17 protein-coding genes and 1 pseudogene are annotated in these 19,321 nt (G+C 69.1%); 7 read left to right on the top strand and 11 right to left on the bottom strand.

Features of this window, described 5'->3' with window-relative positions; translation table 11 throughout:
• Window positions 1-79: 79 nt before the first annotated feature.
• From CRP27_RS07405 to CRP27_RS07390, 4 genes are all read left to right on the top strand, one after another.
• A complete protein-coding gene (locus CRP27_RS07405; protein WP_079236796.1) occupies window positions 80-1,015 on the top strand; it encodes a carbohydrate ABC transporter permease in 936 nt (311 codons plus the stop codon).
• On the top strand, window positions 1,012-1,998 hold the full coding sequence (locus CRP27_RS07400; protein ID WP_097180045.1) for a carbohydrate ABC transporter permease: 987 nt from the start codon (window positions 1,012-1,014) through the stop codon (window positions 1,996-1,998). Before CRP27_RS07405 ends, CRP27_RS07400 begins: the two co-directional genes overlap by 4 nt.
• 104 nt (window positions 1,999-2,102) lie before the next feature.
• A complete protein-coding gene (locus CRP27_RS07395) occupies window positions 2,103-3,437 on the top strand; it encodes a sugar ABC transporter substrate-binding protein (protein ID WP_097180044.1) in 1,335 nt (444 codons plus the stop codon).
• 69 nt (window positions 3,438-3,506) lie between these two features.
• On the top strand, window positions 3,507-5,321 hold the full coding sequence (locus tag CRP27_RS07390) for a beta-galactosidase family protein (RefSeq protein WP_097180043.1): 1,815 nt from the start codon (window positions 3,507-3,509) through the stop codon (window positions 5,319-5,321).
• Between the two features lie 128 nt (window positions 5,322-5,449).
• Here CRP27_RS07390 and CRP27_RS07385 read toward each other — a convergent pair whose 3' ends face one another.
• Entirely contained in the window at window positions 5,450-5,752 is a 303-nt protein-coding gene (locus tag CRP27_RS07385; RefSeq protein ID WP_097180042.1) for a biopolymer transporter Tol, read from the bottom strand.
• 44 nt (window positions 5,753-5,796) lie between these two features.
• Between CRP27_RS07385 and CRP27_RS07380 the strand changes: the two genes are divergently transcribed.
• Window positions 5,797-6,870: a spore photoproduct lyase family protein gene (locus CRP27_RS07380; RefSeq protein ID WP_097180041.1), complete on the top strand. Its 1,074-nt coding sequence runs from the start codon at window positions 5,797-5,799 to the stop codon at window positions 6,868-6,870.
• Here CRP27_RS07380 and CRP27_RS18435 read toward each other — a convergent pair.
• From CRP27_RS18435 to CRP27_RS07360, 4 genes and pseudogenes are all read right to left on the bottom strand, one after another.
• Window positions 6,858-7,199, bottom strand: a complete 342-nt coding sequence (locus tag CRP27_RS18435) for a hypothetical protein (RefSeq protein ID WP_255257470.1) — start codon at window positions 7,197-7,199, stop codon at window positions 6,858-6,860. The genes CRP27_RS07380 and CRP27_RS18435 overlap by 13 nt on opposite strands.
• Before the next feature lie 153 nt (window positions 7,200-7,352).
• Window positions 7,353-7,466, bottom strand: a pseudogene (locus tag CRP27_RS18615) (TetR family transcriptional regulator); the annotation flags it as partial.
• A 150-nt stretch (window positions 7,467-7,616) separates the two neighbouring features.
• Window positions 7,617-8,711 (bottom strand): SDR family oxidoreductase, encoded by a 1,095-nt coding sequence (locus CRP27_RS07365; protein WP_097180039.1) that lies wholly within the window; start codon window positions 8,709-8,711, stop codon window positions 7,617-7,619.
• Window positions 8,712-8,748: 37 nt separating this feature from the next.
• Window positions 8,749-9,147 (bottom strand): DUF3253 domain-containing protein, encoded by a 399-nt coding sequence (locus CRP27_RS07360; protein WP_097180038.1) that lies wholly within the window; start codon window positions 9,145-9,147, stop codon window positions 8,749-8,751.
• A gap of 68 nt (window positions 9,148-9,215) precedes the next feature.
• Between CRP27_RS07360 and CRP27_RS07355 the strand changes: the two genes are divergently transcribed.
• Window positions 9,216-10,553, top strand: a complete 1,338-nt coding sequence (locus CRP27_RS07355) for an alpha-amylase family glycosyl hydrolase (RefSeq protein ID WP_097180344.1) — start codon at window positions 9,216-9,218, stop codon at window positions 10,551-10,553.
• 78 nt (window positions 10,554-10,631) lie between these two features.
• Here CRP27_RS07355 and mmsB read toward each other — a convergent pair whose 3' ends face one another.
• The 3 genes from mmsB to chvE all read right to left on the bottom strand — a co-directional run bounded on the left by mmsB (window position 10,632) and on the right by chvE (window position 14,696).
• Window positions 10,632-11,813 carry a multiple monosaccharide ABC transporter permease gene (mmsB, locus tag CRP27_RS07350; protein WP_079236786.1) on the bottom strand — a complete coding sequence of 394 codons (1,182 nt, stop codon included), beginning with the start codon at window positions 11,811-11,813 and terminating at the stop codon, window positions 10,632-10,634.
• Entirely contained in the window at window positions 11,800-13,353 is a 1,554-nt protein-coding gene (gene mmsA, locus CRP27_RS07345; protein ID WP_097180037.1) for a multiple monosaccharide ABC transporter ATP-binding protein, read from the bottom strand. Before mmsA ends, mmsB begins: the two co-directional genes overlap by 14 nt.
• A gap of 215 nt (window positions 13,354-13,568) precedes the next feature.
• The gene (gene chvE / locus CRP27_RS07340) at window positions 13,569-14,696 is read right to left on the bottom strand and encodes a multiple monosaccharide ABC transporter substrate-binding protein (RefSeq protein ID WP_097180036.1); all 1,128 of its coding nucleotides are present in this window, start codon (window positions 14,694-14,696) and stop codon (window positions 13,569-13,571) included.
• A gap of 180 nt (window positions 14,697-14,876) precedes the next feature.
• Between chvE and CRP27_RS07335 the strand changes: the two genes are divergently transcribed.
• On the top strand, window positions 14,877-15,926 hold the full coding sequence (locus CRP27_RS07335; RefSeq protein WP_097180035.1) for a substrate-binding domain-containing protein: 1,050 nt from the start codon (window positions 14,877-14,879) through the stop codon (window positions 15,924-15,926).
• 123 nt (window positions 15,927-16,049) lie between these two features.
• Here the strand turns inward: CRP27_RS07335 and CRP27_RS07330 are convergent, their stop codons facing one another.
• The 3 genes from CRP27_RS07330 to CRP27_RS07320 are packed head-to-tail and all read right to left on the bottom strand — an operon-like array spanning window position 16,050 to window position 19,320.
• Window positions 16,050-17,003: a carbohydrate ABC transporter permease gene (locus CRP27_RS07330; protein ID WP_097180034.1), complete on the bottom strand. Its 954-nt coding sequence runs from the start codon at window positions 17,001-17,003 to the stop codon at window positions 16,050-16,052.
• A 3-nt stretch (window positions 17,004-17,006) separates the two neighbouring features.
• Window positions 17,007-17,972, bottom strand: a complete 966-nt coding sequence (locus CRP27_RS07325) for a carbohydrate ABC transporter permease (protein ID WP_097180343.1) — start codon at window positions 17,970-17,972, stop codon at window positions 17,007-17,009.
• Window positions 17,973-18,012: 40 nt separating this feature from the next.
• On the bottom strand, window positions 18,013-19,320 hold the full coding sequence (locus CRP27_RS07320; protein WP_097180342.1) for a sugar ABC transporter substrate-binding protein: 1,308 nt from the start codon (window positions 19,318-19,320) through the stop codon (window positions 18,013-18,015).
• Window position 19,321: the final 1 nt, after the last annotated feature.

Here is a 19,321-nt window from a genome sequence, read left to right as displayed (position 1 = left end):
CGTTGCCATGCTATCGTCGCGCCGTTCGATGTTGACGTCAACATCGACGGACCGGAACGCAGCACGACAAGGGAGTCACATGAGCACGCTCGAAGCGCGCGCAGCCGGAGCCACCGCTCCGACCGTGCCACCGCGCCGCCGCGCCAAGCCGCGCGGCAGGTACACGGGATGGCTCTTCGTCGGCCCGTTCGTCGTCGTCCTCGTCGCGATGCTCATCGTCCCGATCGGCTACGCGCTCTGGCTCAGCCTGTTCCGCGACCAGCTGATCGGCGGCAACCAGTTCGTCTGGTTCGCCAACTACGTGCAGCTGTTCCAGGACGCCAAGTTCTGGTCAGGACTCGGCCGGGTCGCCCTGTTCCTCCTCGTGCAGGTGCCGATCATGCTCGGGCTCGCACTCGTCGCCGCCCTGGCCCTCGACAGCGCGCGGCTCTGGGGCACGTCGTTCTTCCGCATCGCCGTGTTCCTGCCCTACGCGGTCCCCGGTGTCGTCGCGGCGCTCATCTGGGGCTTCATCTACGGCAACCAGTTCGGCCTGACCGGCGCCGCGAACCACGCGCTCGGCATCGACCTGCTGCAGCCGTTCAGCCCCGACTGGGTCCTCACGTCGATCGGCAACGTGGTCACGTGGGAGTTCCTCGGCTACAACATGCTGATCTTCTACGCCGCGCTCCGCGTCGTCCCCGGTGACCTGTACGAAGCGGCCGAGCTCGACGGCGCCGGGCCCCTGCGCACGGTGTTCTCCATCAAGCTCCCCGCCCTGCGCGGCCCGATGGTGATCGCCACGATCTTCTCGATCATCGGCAGCTTCCAGCTCTTCAACGAGCCGAACCTGCTGAAGACCCTCGCCCCGAACGTCATCGGCAGCGCCTTCACCCCGAACATGTACGCCTACTCGCTGTCGTTCAGCGGCCAGCAGTTCAACTACTCCGCCACCGTGGCGATCGTCATGGGCGTCATCACCGCCGTGATCGCATACGTCGTCCAGGTCCGCGGAACCCGCCAGGAGAACCGATGAGCACCCTGCAGCAACCCGCCGCGACCGGACCGGCCACGGTCACCGAGGCGACCACGACGCAGCGCGACCCGCGCGAGAAGGCGAGCCGCGCCTCCAGGCCGACCCGCACCCGCCGCCTGCGGAACGCGGAGGGCGGACGCAAGCAGAAGCGTTCCGGCCTCCTCACCGCGGTGATGGTCGTCTTCGTCGTGTACTCGTTCGCGCCGCTGTTCTACCTGCTCGTCAACAGCACGAAGACGCAGTCATCGCTGCTGTCGACGTTCGGGCTGTGGTTCGGCGGGAAGTTCAACCTCTGGCAGAACATCGTCGACACGCTGACGTACAACGACGGCATCTTCGTGCAGTGGCTCGGCAACACGCTGCTCTACGTCGTCGTCGGTGCCGGCGGGGCGACCCTGCTCGCGACCGTCGCCGGCTACGGCATGGCGAAGTTCCAGTTCGTCGGCCGTCGCGCGGTCTTCGCCGTCGTCCTCGGCGCGATCGCCGTCCCCGGCACCGCCCTCGCCGTCCCGACGTTCCTGCTGTTCTCGCAGTTCGGCCTGACGAACACCCCGTGGGCGATCATCCTGCCGTCGCTCATCAGCCCGTTCGGCATGTACCTGATCTGGACCTACGCAGTCGACGCGATCCCGGCCGAACTCCTCGAGGCCGCCCGCATGGACGGCGCCGGCGAGTTCCGGATCTTCTTCACCATCGCGCTCCGCCTGCTCGCTCCGGGCGTCGTCACCGTCCTGCTGTTCGCGGTCGTCGCCACCTGGAACAACTACTTCCTGCCGCTCATCATGCTGAGCGACCCGAAGTGGTACCCGCTGACGGTCGGCCTGAACCAGTGGAACGCGCAGGCCACCGGATCCGGCGCGCAGCCGATCTACAACCTCGTCGTCACCGGATCGCTCCTCACGATCATCCCGATCGTGGTCGCGTTCCTCTTCCTCCAGCGCTTCTGGCAGTCCGGCCTCGCGGCCGGCTCCGTCAAGGCCTGAACCACCGGACTGGAGGCGCGGGCCACCACCGCCACGCGTCTCCCGTCCGGTACACAGCAGCACCACTGCACCACCCCCAACACGAAGAAGTGAAAGGCACCCGAATGCACAAGCGCATCCGGCGCGGGCTCAGCGCCCTCGCCATCGGCGTCACCGCCGCCATCGCCCTGGCGGCCTGCGCCTCCGGTGGTTCGTCGTCCGGCGGATCGTCGGACGATATCGACAAGGCCCTCGAGAAGGGCGGCACGCTCACCTACTGGTCCTGGACCCCGTCCGCGAAGGCCCAGGTCGCCGCGTTCGAGAAGGCGTACCCCAAGGTGAAGGTCAAGCTCGTCAACGCCGGCACCGGCGCCGACCAGTACACGAAGCTGCAGAACACCGTGAAGGCCGGGTCGGGTGCCCCCGACGTCGCCCAGGTCGAGTACTACGCGCTCCCGCAGTTCGCCCTGTCCGACTCGCTGCTCGACCTGTCCTCGTACGGGTTCGGTTCGCTCGAGGACAAGTTCGCGAAGAGCACCTGGAGCTCCGTCTCGATGGACGGGAAGATCTACGGGCTGCCCCAGGACTCGGGCCCCATGGCGCTGTTCTACAACAAGAAGGTGTTCGACGAGCACGGCATCGCGATCCCGAAGACCTGGGACGAGTACGTCGCCGCGGCCAAGAAGCTGCACGACGCCGACCCGAACGCCTACATCGCGGCGGACTCCGGCGACGCCGGCTTCACCACGAGCATGATCGCCCAGGCCGGCGGCACCCCGTTCACCACCAAGGGCGACAAGGTCACGATCAACCTCGAGGACGCCGGCACGAAGAAGTGGACGAGCACCTGGAACCAGCTCGTCGAGCAGGGCCTGCTGTCGAAGACGGTCGGCTGGAGCGACGACTGGTACAAGCAGCTCGGCAACGGCCAGATCGCCACGCTGATCACGGGTGCCTGGATGCCCGGCAACCTCGAGGCGAGCGTCGCCGACGCGTCCGGTGACTGGCGTGTCGCCCCGATGCCGACCTACGACGGCGGCACCGCGCAGACCGCGAACAACGGCGGCAGCGCCGAGGTCGTCATGAAGCAGTCGAAGGACCCGGCCCTCGCCGCGGGCTTCCTCAAGTGGCTGAACTCGTCGAAGGCATCCACCAAGGTCTTCATGGAGTCCGGCGGGTTCCCGTCGACCACCGCTGACCTCGATTCCTCGGCGTTCCTGGACGAGAAGCCTTCCTACTTCGGTGGGCAGCAGATCAACAAGGTGCTCGTCGACGCGTCGAAGTCGTCCGACAACGACTTCACCTACCTGCCGTACCAGGTGTACGCGAACAGCGTCTACGCGGACACCGTCGGGCAGTCGTACGAGAACGGCACCTCGCTCGAGAGCGGTCTCGCCGCCTGGCAGAAGGCCCTCGTGAAGTACGGCAAGGACCAGGGCTTCACGGTCTCGACCAAGTAGTCCGTCACACGTTCGACCGGGGCCGTGCGGATCCTTCCGCACGGCCCCGTCTCCTGAAAGAGTCATCTCATGCGCTTCGCCATCGGCGACACCGACTTCCTGCTCGACGGCGAGCCGCACCGGATCCTGTCCGGCGCGATCCACTACTTCCGCGTGCACCCCGACCTGTGGGCCGACCGGATCCGCAAGGCGAAGCTGATGGGGCTCAACACCATCGAGACGTACGTCGCCTGGAACGCGCACGCGCCGTCGCCTGCTTCGTTCAGTCTCGAGGACGGTCTGGACCTCGGCCGCTTCCTCGACCTCGTCGCCGAGGAGGGCATGCACGCCATCGTCCGCCCCGGCCCCTACATCTGCGCCGAGTGGACCAACGGTGGCCTGCCCTACTGGCTCTTCGCCGACGGGACAGTGGGGGTGCGGCGTGACGAGCCCGGGTTCCTCGACGCCGTGCAGGGGTACCTGGAGCACCTCGCGCCGGTGCTGGTCCCGAGGCAGATCGACAACGGCGGCCCGATCGTGCTCGTGCAGGTGGAGAACGAGTACGGCGCGTACGGCTCCGACCCCGTGTACCTGCGGAAGCTCGAGGCGATGCACCGCGCGATCGGGCTCACCGTCCCCTTCACGAGCGTCGACCAGCCGATGGGCACGATGCTCGAGGACGGTTCGCTGCCGTCGTTGCACAAGACCGGGTCGTTCGGGTCACGCTCCGCTGCTCGTCTCGCGCGCCTCCGCGAGGCACAGCCCACCGGACCCCTGATGTGCTCGGAGTTCTGGGACGGCTGGTTCGACAGCTGGGGTGAGCACCACCACACCACGCCCGCCGCTGCCTCGGCGTCGGACCTGGACGACCTGCTCGCCGCCGGGGGGTCGGTGAACATCTACATGTTCCACGGCGGCACGAACTTCGGCTTCACGAACGGCGCGAACGACAAGGGCGTGTACCGGCCGATCGCGACGTCGTACGACTACGACGCACCGCTCGACGAGGCCGGGCGTCCGACGGAGAAGTTCCACGCGTTCCGCTCGGTGATCGAGCGCTACGCGCCCGTCCCCCCGTTGCCGGCATCGATGCAGCCGGGTGGGTCGGGTCACCTCTCATCCTCAGGCCTGGAGGCGCGGGTCGTCCCCGAGACGGACGTCGCCGTCCGCCTCGACCGCGTCGCGTCGCTGCGGTCCCTGCTGCCCGCGCTCACCGACTGGTCGACGCACGACACCCCGCCGACGTTCGACGCGCTCGGCGCCGCCTCCGGCTTCGTGCTGTACCGGACCGAGGTCGACCTGCCGTCGGGCGGCGTGCTCACCGTCGGGGACGAGGTGCGCGACCGCGCCGTCGTGTCGGTCGACGGCACCGTCGTCGGCGTGCTCGAACGCGAACACCACGACCGCGCGATCGCACTCCCGGCGGTGACGGGCACGCTGGAGCTCCTCGTCGAGGACCAGGGTCGCGTCGACTACGGCCCGCGGATCGGCGAACCGAAGGGCCTCATCGGCGGGGTGTCCGTCGACGGTGTCCAGCTCGCGCGGTGGAGCGCGTCCCCGATCGACCTCGACCCGGTGCCCGCCGCCGCCCTCGACGTCCTGGCAGCGATCGAGCCGACGGACGGCGACGTGCTCGCCGGGCCCGTGTTCGCCGCCGGGTCGTTCGACCTCGACTCCGCCGACGACCGGTACCTGCGCCTCGACGGGTTCCGGAAGGGCGTCGCCTGGGTCAACGGGTTCTGCCTCGGCCGGTACTGGTCCCGCGGGCCGCAGCGCACCCTTGCCGTCCCCGGCCCGGTGCTCCGTGCCGGGCGGAACGAGGTCGTCGTGCTCGAGCTGCACGCCGCGGCCGCTCGTACCGTGCACCTGCTGGCGGAGCCGGACCTCGGTCACACCGAGGCGTAGCGCGGGCCCGGCGGCGGCGGCCCCGGCGGGGCCTGGTCGGCGTACCTGGTCGAATCGGGCGTACCTGGTCGGAAGTTTCGACCGGGTACGCCCGATTCCGCTTCCCATCGCGGGCGTTGTGGGAAGGATCAGACCGCTTCGAGGCCGTCGAGCTCGGCGAGGGCAGCGCGCGCATCCGCGATCCGGTCGGCCTCGGGGCGCGTCCACCACCCGGGTCCACGTTCGCCGAGGCCGTGCTTCGCCAACCCGTTGCGGTGCCGCGCGGCTTCGAGGGCGTCGTCGTCGCCCGTGCGCTTCGCCTGCTTGACGGCGTTCCGCCCACGCCCGAGGTGCGACCGGAGTGCGGCCGCGACGTCCTCGGGGAGCGCCGGGTCGGTCCGACGCCACCGCCGACCGTCGACGACGAAGAAGTGCTCGTCGGGTTCGCTCATGCCCCCAGCCTGCACCGTCGGTGGTGGCGGGTAGACAGGAGGCGATGACCCACCCTCGCGTACGACCGCTGCTCGACGTCCGCCGGATCTACGCCGAGCCGGCCGCCCTCGAACTCCCGCGTGGGCAGGAGGTCGTCGGGCGCTGGCCCGGGGCCGAGATCGTCCCCGTCGAGTCGCACTGGAACATCCCGGAGGTGCACGGCGACGAGCGGAACGTCCAGCGGTGGGTGCGCATCAAGACCGAGGCACTGGTGCTCGGCGTGAAGAAGTCGCTCGTCACCCGGCCGAACGGACGCTCCGCCGACTTCATCGCGCCGTCGACCGCGAACGGCTGCGCCATGGCCTGCGCTTACTGCTACGTGCCGCGGCGCAAGGGGTACAGCAACCCGGTCACCGTGTTCGCGAACATCGACCAGATCACCAAGCACGTGGCCCGCAACATCGCGAAGCAGGGGCCGAAGACCGATCCGAACCAGTGCGACCCGGACGCGTGGGTCTACGACATCGGCGAGAACAGCGACTGCTCCGTCGACGCGATGATCAGCGACAACGTGCGTGACCTCTGCGACCTGTTCCGGATGACACCGACGGCCAAGGCCTCCTTCGCGACGAAGTACGTCAACCGGGACCTGCTCGACTGGGACCCGCTCGGACGGACACGCATCCGGTTCTCGCTCATGCCGCACGAGACCGCGAAGGTCACCGACATCCGCACCAGCCCGATCGCCGAGCGGATCGCTGCGGTGAACGACTTCGTCGACGCAGGGTACGAGGTCCACCTCAACTTCTCGCCGGTCATCCTGACGCCCACGTGGGAGTCCGACTGGGCCGAGCTGCTCCAGCAGGTCGACGACGTCCTCTCGCCCGCGGCGAAGGCGCAGCTCGCGGCCGAGGTGATCTTCCTCACCCACAACCAGCCGCTGCACGAGGTGAACCTCGGCTGGCACCCGAAGGCCGAGGACCTGCTGTGGCGGCCGGACCTGCAGGAGCAGAAGGTGTCGCAGAACGGCGCCGTGAACGTGCGCTACCGCTCCGGGATGAAGGGGCAGCTGGTCGAGCGGTTCCGCGAGCTCGTCGCGGAGCACCTGCCGAGCTGCCGTATCCGCTACGCCTTCTGACGCGTCGTCGGCTGCTGCCGTTCGGCCAGGGCCCGGCGGACCTGGTCGCCGCGGAGGGGGCGGGCACGCAGTGGCTCGCGCGGAGTGGCGGGCGCACGGAGCGCGTCGAGGGCGAGGTCGACCCACCGGCGGAACGACTCGGGTGCCACGCGGCCGAACGTGCTGATGGTCCCGGCGATCGACAGCTGCACCATCGCGACGTCCGCGAGCTCCGCGTCCGTGCGGATCGCGCCGGCGTCCCGAGCGGCGTGGAAGAGTGCGTCGACGCCGTCTTGCACGCGGATCCGGAGGTCGAGCAGCGTCGGAGCGTCTCGGTAGTCGGTCGTCATCAGGTCGCTGAAGCCGGAGCTCCGCGCCTCGATCTCGGCCGACTCCCGGACGAAGGTCGCGAATCCGGACCAGGGGTCGTCGGCGGACAGTGCCCGACACCGCTCGACGAGGTCGAGGACCTCCTGCAGGGGTTCGGTGAGGACCGCCTCCCACAGCGCTGCGCGCGTGGGGAAGTGCCGGTAGAGGGTCGCGTTGCCGAGTCCGGCCGCGACCGCGATCGGTTCGAGTGGAGCCTGGAGGCCGTGGTCGCCGAACGCAGTCCGGGCCGCGTCGACGAGCGCCTGACGGTTGCGCGCGACATCGCGGCGGCGCCCACCTCCGCGCGCGCGACCGCGACGTCCAGGGGGCCGTCGTGCTCCTGGTGCTCGCGGTCGCGACGCTCGTCGTGCTGCTGCTCGCGCTCTAGCAGATCCGGGTCAGGGGATGAGCCGGTCGGCGCGGTAGCGATCGAACAGCTCCGCGAAGGCGCGCTCCGTCCGTCGGAAGGCGGTGAACCCGGCGTCGCGGCTCTTCCCCATGTCCGTGACGACCTCCATCGCGCGACCGAGGTCGGCGTCGGTGTGCCACCACGAGGCGAGCCTCGCGATGTCCCGCTCGGCGAGCCCGTGGCGGTCGGCGATGCCCGCCCACTCGGACTCGTACGGCGCCATCTGCTCCTCGAGTGGACGGACGGTTCCCTCGTACCCGACGACGCGGGCGGGGTCGACCCCGAGGCGATCAGCGAGCCGCGGCCACATCCACCGCCACCGGAAGACGTCGCCGTTCACGATGTTGAACGCCTCGTCGGCACCCGTCGGCGTGGTCGAGGCCCAGACCATGTGCTCGGCGAGGATGCCGGCGTCGGTCATGTCCGTCAGGCCGTTCCACTGCGCCTCGCTGCCCGGGAACACGAAGTCCAGGCCGAGCTCCTTCGCCAGGGTCGCCTGGACGGCGATCGTCAGGCCCATGTTCATCGCGTTGCCGACGGCGTGGCCGATCACGGTGTGCGAGCGGTGCACCGACCAGGTGAACCCCTGACGCTCGGCAGCGGCGAAGAGCTCGTCCTCCTGGGCGTAGTAGAAGTTCGGGGTGTCGAGCCGCGGTTCCTCTTCGTGGAAGGGGGTGTCCGGCATCTCACCAGCGGCGTAGGCCTCGAACGGGCCGAGGTAGTGCTTGAGCCCGGTGACGAGGGCGACGTGCTCCAGGGGTGCGTGGCCGAGCGCGGCGAGGAGGTCCCGGACCATGCCGCCGTTCACGCGGATGTTCTCCGCCTCGGTCTCCTGCCGCTGCCACGCGGTGAAGAACACGTGCGTGGGACGCTCGTCGGCCAGTGCCGTGCGGAGCGAGTCCGGGTCGCGGAGGTCCGCGGCGACGGTCCGGACACCGTCCCGGGCGAGGGGGCGTCGGGAGAGTGCGGTCACCTCCCACCCGAGGTCGAGCACGTGCTCGACGAGGGCCGAGCCGGTGATGCCGCTGGCACCCACCACGAGGGCTCGGGGACGGTCGGTGGACGGTTCGATCGCTGTGGTCATCACCGGGGTCCAACGTCGCTGGGCGACAGGTGTTCCCTCAGCGCGGTCGGCGGATACGGATCGGGCCCTTGGCGGTCGACGGGTCGACGACGCTGCCGTGCTGCGTGATCTCGACCTCGCCCCGGGCGACCATCCGGCGGGCTGCCCGTCGTGCGGGCTCCATGAGCGGGCGCCAGTCCTCGGGGTCGATCGAGCGGGCGACCTCGGACGGGCAGATGCTCGACGTGCGCGCCCGTGCGGCGAGCAGCTCGTCGATGCGTTGTTCGAGCGCGTGGTCGGTGGCGTCGACGCCGTGCTTGCGGCAGGCGCCCGAACACCACTTCGCCTCGGGGGCTGCCGACGCGGGCATGCGGCGTCCGCACGAGGCGCAGGTGCGCTCTGCGTGGGCCGAGTCCGACGCGTCGGCGTCCGCTGCGGTCCTGATCGCTCGTCCCATGCGACCCATCATCGTCCGCGCTGTCCGGTTGCGCGCACAGCACAGGTGCGGCTGGCACGATCGTGGCGGTGAGCACCGACACCGCACCCGACCGCCCGCGCGAGCCCGCCTGGGTGGAGCACGTGATGTGGTGGCACGTCTACCCGCTCGGGTTCGTCGGTGCCGACGTCCGGCCGGACACCCCCGTGGACGAACGCCCCGTCGACCACCGGCTCGGCCGCATCGAGCCCTGGCTCGACCACGTCGTGGACCTCGGGCTGAACGGGCTGCTGCTCGGGCCGGTCTTCGCGAGCTCGACGCACGGGTACGACACGGTCGACCACTTCCGGATCGACCCGCGGCTCGGTGACGACGACGACGTCGACCGGCTCGTCACCGCCGCGCACGACCGGGGGATCCGGGTCCTGCTCGACGGCGTCTTCAACCACGTCGGACGGGAGCACCCGGCGTTCCGCGCCGTCGAGGAACAGGGACCGGACGCGCCGACCGCCGAGCTGTTCGCGATCGACTGGTCGGGCTGGTCGCCCGGGGACGACGTGCCGGTCGGACTGTTCGAGGGGCACGACATCCTCGTCGCGCTCGACCACGGGAGCCGCGCGACCGAGGACCTCGTCGTCGAGGTCATGACGCACTGGCTCGCCCGCGGCGTCGACGGCTGGCGGCTGGACGCGGCCTACGCGGTACCGACCGCGTTCTGGGCGCGGGTGCTGCCGCGGGTGCGGGAGCGCTTCCCGGACGCGTGGTTCACGGGCGAGGTCATCCACGGTGACACGGCCGCGTTCGTCCGGGACTCGACGATCGACTCGACCACGCAGTACGAGCTCTGGCAGGGCATCTGGCACGGCATCGCCGACGGGAACTGCTTCGAACTGGCGCACGCCGTCGAGCGGCACGACGAGCTGCTGGCCGCGCAGGCTCCGAGCACGTTCGTCGGCAACCACGACGTGACCCGCATCGCGAGCGCGGTGGGGGAGCGGTTCGCCGCCCACGCTGCCGCGGTGCTGTTCACGGTGGCCGGGACCCCGAGCGTGTGGGCCGGGGACGAGTACGGCTGGACCGGTGTGAAGGAGGAGCGTCTCGGCGGTGACGATGCCGTCCGACCGGAGTTCCCGGACGTTCCGCCCGCGCCGGTCGAGCTCACGCACGCGTACGAGGCGCTCATCGCACTCCGTCGACGGAACCCGTGGCTGCACCGTGCCCACACCGACGTCGTCCACCTGACGAACACGGCGATCGTGCTGCGCACGGCGACCGCGGAGCACGCGGTGGTGACCGCCCTGAACCTGGCACCCGACCCCGTCACCGTGCCCGCGGCCGACGGGACGCGCGTGGAGGCGGGCGGTGCCGACGTGCGGGACGGGACCGTGCGCCTCCAGGCCGGAGGTTGGGCCGTTCTCGCGAACTGAGGGAGCAGGAATCGTCGAGTCGCGGAAGGCGACCCGACGATTCCTGATCCCTCGACGAGAACCGGGTGACGAGCAGCGCTACTTGCGCGCGGACGCCGCCCGGCGCTTGTTGAACACGTCGAACGCGACCGCGGCGAGCAGCACCAGGCCCTTGATCAGCGACTGGTACTCGGTACCGATGCCGAGGATCGACATGCCGTTGTTCAGGATGCCGATGATGAGACCACCGACGATGGCTCCCGGCACGGTGCCGATGCCGCCGGTGACGGCTGCGCCACCGATGAACACGGCCGCGATGGCGTCGAGCTCGAACCCGTTGCCCGCACCCGGTGCCGCCAGGTTCAGCTGCCCCGTGAACACCACACCGGCCAGTGCCGAGATGACGCCCATGTTGACGAAGAGCAGGAAGGTCACCCGCTTCGTCTTCACCCCGGAGAGCTGCGCGGCGAGGGCGTTGCCACCGATCGCGTAGATGTGGCGACCGAACACCGCGCTGCGCATGACGACCGAGTAGATCACCACGAGGGCGCCGAGCACGACGAGCACGATCGGGGTGCCGTTGTAGCTGGCGAGCAGGAGTGCCACGTAGATGACGAGCGCGACGGTGAACGCGAGCTTCACGATGAACCACGCGAACGGTTCGCTCTCGAGCTGGTACTTCCGCCGCGTCGCCCGCCCGCGGAACGACGTGACCACCAGGACGACCGCGGCCGCGAAGCCGAGGATCATCGTGAGCGGCTCGTACCCGGTGGTGCCGAAGGACGGCAGGAAGCCGGAGCCGAGGGAGCGGAAGCCCTCCGGGAAGGGCGAGATCTGCTGGTTGTGCAGGACGATCTGGGCGGCACCGCGGAAGGCCAGCATGCCCGCGAGCGTCACGATGAACGCCGGGATGCCGAAGTAGGCGATCCAGAACCCCTGCCAGGCGCCGACGAGGGCGCCGACGACCAGGCAGAGCACGACGGCGACCGGCCAGGGCAGGCCCCACTGCGTGATCATGACCCCGGCCATCGCGCCCGTGAAGGCGACGACGGACCCGACGGACAGGTCGATGTGCCCGGCGATGATGACCATCACCATGCCGATGGCGAGGATGAGGATGTAGCTGTTCTGGACGATCAGGTTCGAGACGTTGATCGGGGCGAGGGTGATGCCGTTCGTCGTCACCTGGAAGAAGATGACGATGACGATCAGCGCGATGAACAGGCCGATCTGTCGGAGCTGCCCGGTGAGGTAGCCGGCGGCGGACTTAAGCGCGTTCATTGACAGGGGTCTCCCGTTCCTGGGTCATGTACTGCATGAGGACCTCTGGGGTGGCCTCGGAGCGGGGCACGTCGGCGGTGATCGTGCCCTCGGAGAGTGTGTAGATCCGGTCGCAGATGCCGAGCAGTTCGGGGAGTTCGGAGGAGATCACGATGATCCCCTTCCCCTGGTCGGCGAGCCGGTTGATGATCGTGTAGATCTCGTACTTCGCGCCGACGTCGATGCCGCGCGTCGGTTCGTCGAGGATGAGCACGTCGGGGTCGGCGTACATCCACTTCGACAGGACGACCTTCTGCTGGTTGCCGCCGGAGAGCTTCCCCGTCACGACGTCGACGTTCGGCGCCTTGATGTTGAGGCTCTTGAGGAACTGCCCGGCGACCGTGGTCTCCTCGGACGCGTTGACGAAGCCCCAGGTGGCGAGCTTGCCGAGCGCCGACCCGGAGATGTTCCGCTTGATGTCGTCGATGAGGTTGAGGCCGTAGCGTTTCCGGTCCTCGGTGACGTACGCGATGCCGTTGTCGATCGCCTGCGTGACCGTGTGGGTCCTGATCGGCTCACCGCGCTTGTAGACGGTGCCGCTGATGCCGGTGCCGTAGGACTGCCCGAACACGCTCATCGCGAGCTCGGTCCGTCCGGCACCCATGAGTCCGGCGATGCCGACGACCTCGCCCGAGCGGACGGAGAGGTTCGCCTGGTGGATGATCTCGCGGGAGGCGTCGAGCGGGTGGTGGACGGTCCAGTCCTCGATCCGCAGGAGCTCCTCGCCGATCACCGGGTTCTCGCGTTCCGGGTACCGGTTCGACAGGTCGCGGCCGACCATGCCGCGGATGATCCGGTCCTCGGAGACGTCATCGGCGTGCATGTCGAGCGTCTCGATCGTCTTGCCGTCGCGGATGATCGTGACCTTGTCCGCGATCGCCTTGATCTCGTTGAGCTTGTGGCTGATGATGATCGCCGTCATGCCCTCGGCCTGCAGCGACCGGATGAGGTCGAGCAGGTGCGCGGAGTCGTCGTCGTTCAGTGCAGCGGTCGGCTCGTCGAGGATGAGGAGCTTCACCCGCTTCGACAGGGCCTTCGCGATCTCGACGAGCTGCTGCTTGCCGACGCCGATGTCGACGATCTTGGTGACCGGGTTGTCCTTGAGGCCGACGCGCTGCAGGAGCTCGGCGGCCGCGAGGTTCGTCTTGTTCCAGTCGATGAAGCCGGCCCGCGACTGCTCGTTGCCGAGGAAGATGTTCTCGGCGATCGACAGGAACGGGCTGAGCGCAAGCTCCTGGTGGATGATCACGACACCGGCGGCTTCCGAGCCGTTGATGTCGCCGAACTCGACGGGGGAGCCGTCGATCCGGATCTCGCCGTCGAAGGAGCCGTGCGGGTAGACCCCGGACAGCACCTTCATCAGGGTGGACTTGCCCGCGCCGTTCTCGCCGCAGATCGCGTGGACCTGGCCGCGCTCGACCTCGATGGAGACCCCTTGGAGTGCCTTCACGCCGGGGAACGTCTTGGTGATGTCCCGCATCTCGAGGATGGTGTCCGCCATGCGGACCGCCTTTCCGTCGTGCGCGCGTGCGCGCGCTGAGGAGACGGACTGGAGGCACGGGGCGGGGTCGACCCGCGCCTCCAGTCCGACGGATGGGTTGCGACTACTTCAGGTCGGCTTCGGTGCTGGAGTACTGCACTGTGCCGGAGTCGGCGACCGTCACTTCAGGTCGGCTTCGGTGCTGGAGTACTGCACTGTGCCGGAGTCGGCGACCGTCACTTCAGGTCGGCTTCGGTGTAGTAGCCGGAGTCGACGAGGACTTCCTTGTAGTTGTCCTTCGTGACGACCGTCGGCTGGAACAGGAAGGTCGGGACGACCTTGACCTTGTTGTCGTAGCTCTTGGTGTCGTTGACCTCGGGCTTCTTGCCGGTGAGCAGGTCCTCGGCCATCGTCACGGACTGCTTCGCGAGCTTGCGCGTGTCCTTGTAGATGGTCGAGTACTGCTGGCCGGCGATGATCGACTTCACGCTCGCCTGCTCGGCGTCCTGACCGGTGATGGTCGGGAGCGGGCGGTCACTCGATCCGTACCCGGCACCCTGCAGCGCCGAGATGATGCCGATCGACATGCCGTCGTAGGGGGAGAGCACGCCGTTCAGCGTCGTGCCGCCGGAGTACGACTTCGCGATGAGGTTCTGCATGCGGGCCTTGGCGGTGGCCGGGTCCCACTGCTGCGTCGCGGCCTGCGAGAGCTGGTCCTGGCCGGACTGGATCTTCAGCGTGCCGTCCTCGAGGTACGGCTTGAGGGTCTTCATCGCACCGTTGAAGAAGAAGCCGGCGTTGTTGTCGTCGAGCGATCCGGCGAAGACCTCGATGTTGAAGGGGCCCTTCTCGCCGGTCTTCTTCCCGTCGGCGTCGAGGATGCCGAGGCCGGTGAGCAGGCTGTTCGCCTGGTCGACGCCGACCTTCTCGTTGTCGAACGACACGTAGTAGTCGACGTTCTTGTTGCCGGTCAGCAGACGGTCGTAGGAGATCACCTTGATGCCGGCCTTCGCGGCGGCGTCGAGCTGGTCGGAGAGGGCTCCGCCGTCGATGGACGCGATGATGAGGACCTTCGCGCCCTTCGTGATCATGTTGCTGACCTGCTGCGCCTGCTGCTGGACCTTGTTGTCCCCGTACTCGAGGTCGACCTTGTAGCCGGCCTTCTCGAGGTCGCTCTTGACCGCGTTGCCGTCCTTGATCCAGCGTTCCGAGACCTTGGTCGGCATCGCGACGCCGACGAGGGCGCCCTTGTTGTCGGTGCTGCCGCCACCGTCGGTGGACGCACGGCCGCCGGCCGAGCAACCTGCCAGGGCGATGGCGATGCCGAGGGCGGCGACGCCCGCGACGATCTTGCGCTTCATCATCGAAGTACCTCAGTTCCTGCGCGTCGTCCTCGACGCACTCGGGTGCCGGGGCTGCTGTGCCCCGCGGGATTCGCTCGTGTGAGCGCTCACATACTGGGGGTTCCGTGACGGGGTGTCAACTCATCGTGACCGTTTCGCGATCTTGTCGCGTCGGCCGGACTGCGCGGTACGGTTGGCCACGTGACGACCACGACCGCGCTCGGGGACGCCGGCGGCAAACGTCGCAAGGCTCCCACGATCTTCGACGTCGCCGAGCGCGCGGGCGTCTCCCACCAGACCGTCTCCCGGGTGATCAACGGCGATCCGACGGTCCGCGAGCAGTTCCGCGCCCAGGTGTCCGACGCCGTCGCCGCACTGGGGTACCGCCCCCGCGCCGCGGCCCGGGCGCTCGCCGGAGGACGCAGTCGCGCGCTCGGCATCATCACCGCGGGCGACGCCCTGTACGGACCGTCGAGCACCGCGATCGGCTTCGAACGCGCTGCCCGGTCCGCCGGGTACCACGTGCTGCTGTCGACGCTGCCGGACGACCCCCGGCCCGTCGACCTGTCGAACGCCCTGACGACGCTGCTCGCGCAGGACGTCGCCGCGATCGTGCTCGTCGCCGCCGACAACCGGGTGCTCGACGCCCTCGCCTCGCTGACCGTCCCCGTGACGGTGCCCGTCGTCGTGGCGAACGCCGTGCAGCGCGACGCCGCCCGCGCACCGGTCGCGCCGAGCGTCGCAGCGGTCGCGATCGACCAGGCCGCGGGTGCCTCGCTCGTGATGGAGCACCTCTTCGCCCGCGGGCACCGTCGGATCGTGCACATCGCCGGCCCTGCGGTCTCGCAGGAGTCCGAGGTCCGCCGGACGACCTACGAGCGGATCATGCACGACGCCGGTCTCGAACCCGTGGTGCTCGACGGCGACTGGACCCCGGCGAGCGGCTTCGCTGCAGCCCGGACGATCGACGTCCACACGGTCGACGCGGTCTTCGCCGGGAACGACCAGATGGCGCTCGGGGTCCTGCACGCCTTCGCCGACGAGGGGCTCCGGGTACCGGACGACATCGCGGTCGTCGGGTTCGACGACGTCCCCGAGGCGGCGCACTTCACCCCGCCGCTCACGACCGTGCGCCAGGACTTCCGGGCGATGGGCGAGCGCGTGCTCGACACCGTGCGGGCCCTCGTCGAGGGCGAACCCCGCGACGAGACCCTGCTCCTGCCCGAGCTGGTGGTGCGCCGGAGCGCGTAGGCACGTACCTGGTCGAAACGGGCGTACCTGGTGGGAACTTTCCACCAGGTACGCCCGTTTCCATCACCCATCGCGGGCATGATGGGAAAGAACACGCGGGACCGACCCGACCCGCGCCTCCCGTCAGCCCTTCAACGCGCCCGACGACAGGCCCGCGACGTAGAACCGCTGCAACCCGACGTAGAGCGCGATGCACGGGATCATCGCCACCACCGACCCGGCGACGAGGTTCCCGTACGACACCTGCCCGTACGCGCCGGTCTGCAGGTTCAGCAGCGCGACGGGCAGCGTGTAGAGCGAGTCCTTCGTCAGGAAGGTCAGCGCTCCGAGGAACTCCGTCCACGACGCCAGGAACGCGTACAGCGCGGCGGTGGCGGCCCCGGGCAGGAGCAGCGGACGGAGCACGGACACGACGACCCGGAAGCGGGAGGCGCCGTCGACGAACGCCGAGTCCTCGAGCTCGGTCGGGATCGACTCGAAGGCGTTCCGCATCACGAACACCCCGAACGGCAGGTTCACCGTCGTGTAGAACAGCACGAGCCCGAGCAGCGAGTTCGTGAGCTTCATCGCGTTCAGCTCGAGGTACAGCGGCGTGAGGATGGCCTGGAACGGCACCATCATCGTCAACAGGACGAGTCCGAACACGAGCCCGGACCCGCCGAACCGGAAGCGGGCGAACCCGTACCCCGCCATCGTCGCGATGACCGCGGTGAGCACGGCCGTCGACACCGAGACGATCACCGAGTTGAGCACACCCGTCAGCAGGTGCGACGACGAGCTGAACACGGCGCTGAAGTTCTGCCAGCCGAGCTGGAAGAACGTCGCCGGGTCCGGTGCCTGCGTGATCACGGCCTCCGGTTGGAACGCCCGCAGGATCGACCAGACGAGCGGGACGCCGAACACGAGCGCCGAACCGATGCCGGCGATCGCGTAGAGCGTGCGCTTGACGGCCGTGTCGCGCGGGTGCTGGACGCTGCCCTGGTGGTGACGCCTCCTGCGCCCGCCGCCATCGGTCGTGAGGGTCCGCGTGGACAGGTCCGGGGCGGCGAGCGATGCCCGCGGGGTCGTGGTGCTCATGGCTCAGTCCTTCTCTCGGAGTGCCCAGAACTGGAACACCGTGACGGCGGCGATGACGATGACGAGTGCGATCGACTGGGCGGTCGCGGCTCCGAGCTGCAGGTTCACGAACCCGCGGTTGTAGATGGCGTTGACGATCGTGGTGGTCTCGGTCCCCGGCCCGCCCTGGGTCAGGATGTAGAACTGGTTGAACGCCAGCAGCGACCCGATGACCGAGATGATCACGCTGAGCGCGACCGTGGACCGGATCATCGGGAACGTGATGAGCCGCTCGGTCTGCCACCACGACGCGCCCTCGAGCTGCGCGGACTCGTACACCTCGTCCGGGACGCCCTGCATCGCGGACATGAGCAGCACCATCGTCAGCCCGGACACCGCCCAGACCACGAGCACGCAGATGAGCAGCGTCGCGAGCGGACCGTTCACGAGCCAGGCGGTGCTGCCGTCGGTGATGCCGAGCCAGCGGAGCACCATGTTGACGGCGCCGGAGTTCGGCTGGGCCTCGAGCACGAGCATGAACGACAGCGTGGTGAGCCCGACGACGTACGGCAGGAAGAACACCGTCCGGAGCAGGGTGCTCCCGCGTCGTCGCGCACGGACGAGCACGGCCAGGAAGTACCCGAGTGCCAGGATCGGCAGCGTGACGATCGCCGTGTACAGCAGCGTGTACCCGATGGCGTGCACGAACGTCGGGTCCTGGAACAGCGTCGCGTAGTTCTGCAGGCCGATGAACCGGTACGGGCCGATCAGGGGCCAGTTCGTGAACGAGATGTAGAGCGCGAACACGAGCGGGGCGAGGACGAACACCGCGACGAAGAGGATCGCCGGGGCGACGAGCACGGCGCCGGTGCGCGGCGGGTGCGTGAGGGAGTTGCGGGTCCGGACCGGGCGGCCGGAACGGCCGCCGACGCTGGGCCGGCCGACGGTTGGCCGGCCGGCGCCGGACCGCCGGGTGGAGATGGTCGACATGACGTGCACCTCTCTGTGCTGTCGGTGGTGCGACGGTGGGTCAGGCCTGGACCTGGTCGAGGATCCGCTGGTACTCGGACTGCGCGGTCTTCATGGCGGCGGCGGCCCCCGAGCCGAACACTGCCTGTCGGAACATCGCGAAGTACGGCGACGACGGCTGGTTGTTGAGCAGGTTGTACGCGAGCGTCTGCGGCGCGTAGCCCTTGTCGATGGCGTCGAGCGGGCCGAACGCCAGCGGGTACTGCTTCCGGTACGACGGGGTCGCGGCGTCCGAGCGGGTCGGGAAGTACCCGCCGTCCGGGAGCGCCTGCTGCTGCTGCAGCCCGTTCGCGTACTGCATGAACGCCCAGCCGCCGGACGGGTTCGCCGCCCCGTTCGGGATGCACATGTTGTCCCCGCCGTCGAAGAACGACCGTTTGCCGTCCCACGACGGGATGAGCACCGTCTGCATCTTCGCCCGCATCGCCTTCGTCGCGGCGGGCACCGTGGCGCCGTACGAGGTCGGGAAGATGCCGACCTTGCCGGCCCGGAAGTCGGCCCCCCACGTCGTCCCCGCGTCGGAGTAGGTCGCCTTCGAGAGCACGCCGTCCTTCCACAGCTGCCGGTAGAACTCGAGCATGCGTTCGAGGGCCTCGTTGCCGGTGATGTTCGCCTGCTGGGAGCCGACCTCGCCGGACATCATGTCGACGCCGGTGGCCCAGACGTGCGGCTGCGTGACGAAGCCGATGATGCCCGCGGCGTTGCCCGAGATCGACCAGCCGTAGACGTCGTCGCCGGTCTTCCGGATCGCCTTCGCCGCGGCGAGCAGCGAGTCGAGGTCCTTCGTCGAGTCGTCGACGTCGAGCCCGGCCTTCTCGAACAGCTCCGTGTTGACGAAGAGCTGCGAGTTGTCCGCCAGGTACGGCAGCCCGTAGTACCGGTCCTTGTACTCCAGCAGCCGCAGGTGCCCTGGGGAGATCTCGTCGAAGTAGTCGAGCCCCTTCACGACGTCGGTCAGGTCGGCGAACGCCTCGCGGAAGATGAACAGCTGCGAGTTGATGTCGTCGATGTCCACGACGTCCGGCGGCTCACCGCCACGGATCGCGGTCGCGAGCTTCGTCACGTACTGCCCGTCTGGCACCGGGGTGAGCTCGACCTGCAGCTTCGGGTTCGCCTTGTTGAAGCCGGCGACGGCCGCGGTGAGCCCGGCCTGCGTCGCGGCGCGGCACCAGACGTGCACGGTGCCGGTGGCGTTCCGGCCGAAGGACGCCGCCTTCGCGTCCACCTTCGGCAGGGTGCCGGAGCACGCCGCCAGGGTGAGGGCCGCCCCGCCGGCGAGCCCGCCGGCGAGGAACGCTCTGCGCAGCATC

It is taken from the genome of Curtobacterium sp. 314Chir4.1 (assembly GCF_900215175.1).
GTDB lineage: Bacteria > Actinomycetota > Actinomycetes > Actinomycetales > Microbacteriaceae > Curtobacterium > Curtobacterium pusillum_A.
Note: the sequence above shows the minus strand (reverse complement) of the source record. Positions and strands in the feature narration are given on the sequence as shown.

What these genes read in the sequence shown, in the direction of transcription:
- CRP27_RS07405 (WP_079236796.1), top strand. Translation starts at nt 80, where the DNA reads ATGAGCACGCTCGAAGCGCGCGCAGCCGGAGCCACCGCTCCGACCGTG.
- CRP27_RS07360 (WP_097180038.1), bottom strand. Translation starts at nt 9,147, where the DNA reads ATGGGACGAGCGATCAGGACCGCAGCGGACGCCGACGCGTCGGACTCG.
- CRP27_RS07385 (WP_097180042.1), bottom strand. Translation starts at nt 5,752, where the DNA reads ATGAGCGAACCCGACGAGCACTTCTTCGTCGTCGACGGTCGGCGGTGG.
- CRP27_RS07390 (WP_097180043.1), top strand. Translation starts at nt 3,507, where the DNA reads ATGCGCTTCGCCATCGGCGACACCGACTTCCTGCTCGACGGCGAGCCG.
- CRP27_RS07325 (WP_097180343.1), bottom strand. Translation starts at nt 17,972, where the DNA reads ATGTCGACCATCTCCACCCGGCGGTCCGGCGCCGGCCGGCCAACCGTC.
- mmsA (WP_097180037.1), bottom strand. Translation starts at nt 13,353, where the DNA reads ATGGCGGACACCATCCTCGAGATGCGGGACATCACCAAGACGTTCCCC.
- CRP27_RS07365 (WP_097180039.1), bottom strand. Translation starts at nt 8,711, where the DNA reads ATGACCACAGCGATCGAACCGTCCACCGACCGTCCCCGAGCCCTCGTG.
- CRP27_RS07400 (WP_097180045.1), top strand. Translation starts at nt 1,012, where the DNA reads ATGAGCACCCTGCAGCAACCCGCCGCGACCGGACCGGCCACGGTCACC.
- CRP27_RS07395 (WP_097180044.1), top strand. Translation starts at nt 2,103, where the DNA reads ATGCACAAGCGCATCCGGCGCGGGCTCAGCGCCCTCGCCATCGGCGTC.
- chvE (WP_097180036.1), bottom strand. Translation starts at nt 14,696, where the DNA reads ATGATGAAGCGCAAGATCGTCGCGGGCGTCGCCGCCCTCGGCATCGCC.
- mmsB (WP_079236786.1), bottom strand. Translation starts at nt 11,813, where the DNA reads ATGAACGCGCTTAAGTCCGCCGCCGGCTACCTCACCGGGCAGCTCCGA.
- CRP27_RS18435 (WP_255257470.1), bottom strand. Translation starts at nt 7,199, where the DNA reads ATGACGACCGACTACCGAGACGCTCCGACGCTGCTCGACCTCCGGATC.
- CRP27_RS07330 (WP_097180034.1), bottom strand. Translation starts at nt 17,003, where the DNA reads ATGAGCACCACGACCCCGCGGGCATCGCTCGCCGCCCCGGACCTGTCC.
- CRP27_RS07380 (WP_097180041.1), top strand. Translation starts at nt 5,797, where the DNA reads ATGACCCACCCTCGCGTACGACCGCTGCTCGACGTCCGCCGGATCTAC.
- CRP27_RS07320 (WP_097180342.1), bottom strand. Translation starts at nt 19,320, where the DNA reads ATGCTGCGCAGAGCGTTCCTCGCCGGCGGGCTCGCCGGCGGGGCGGCC.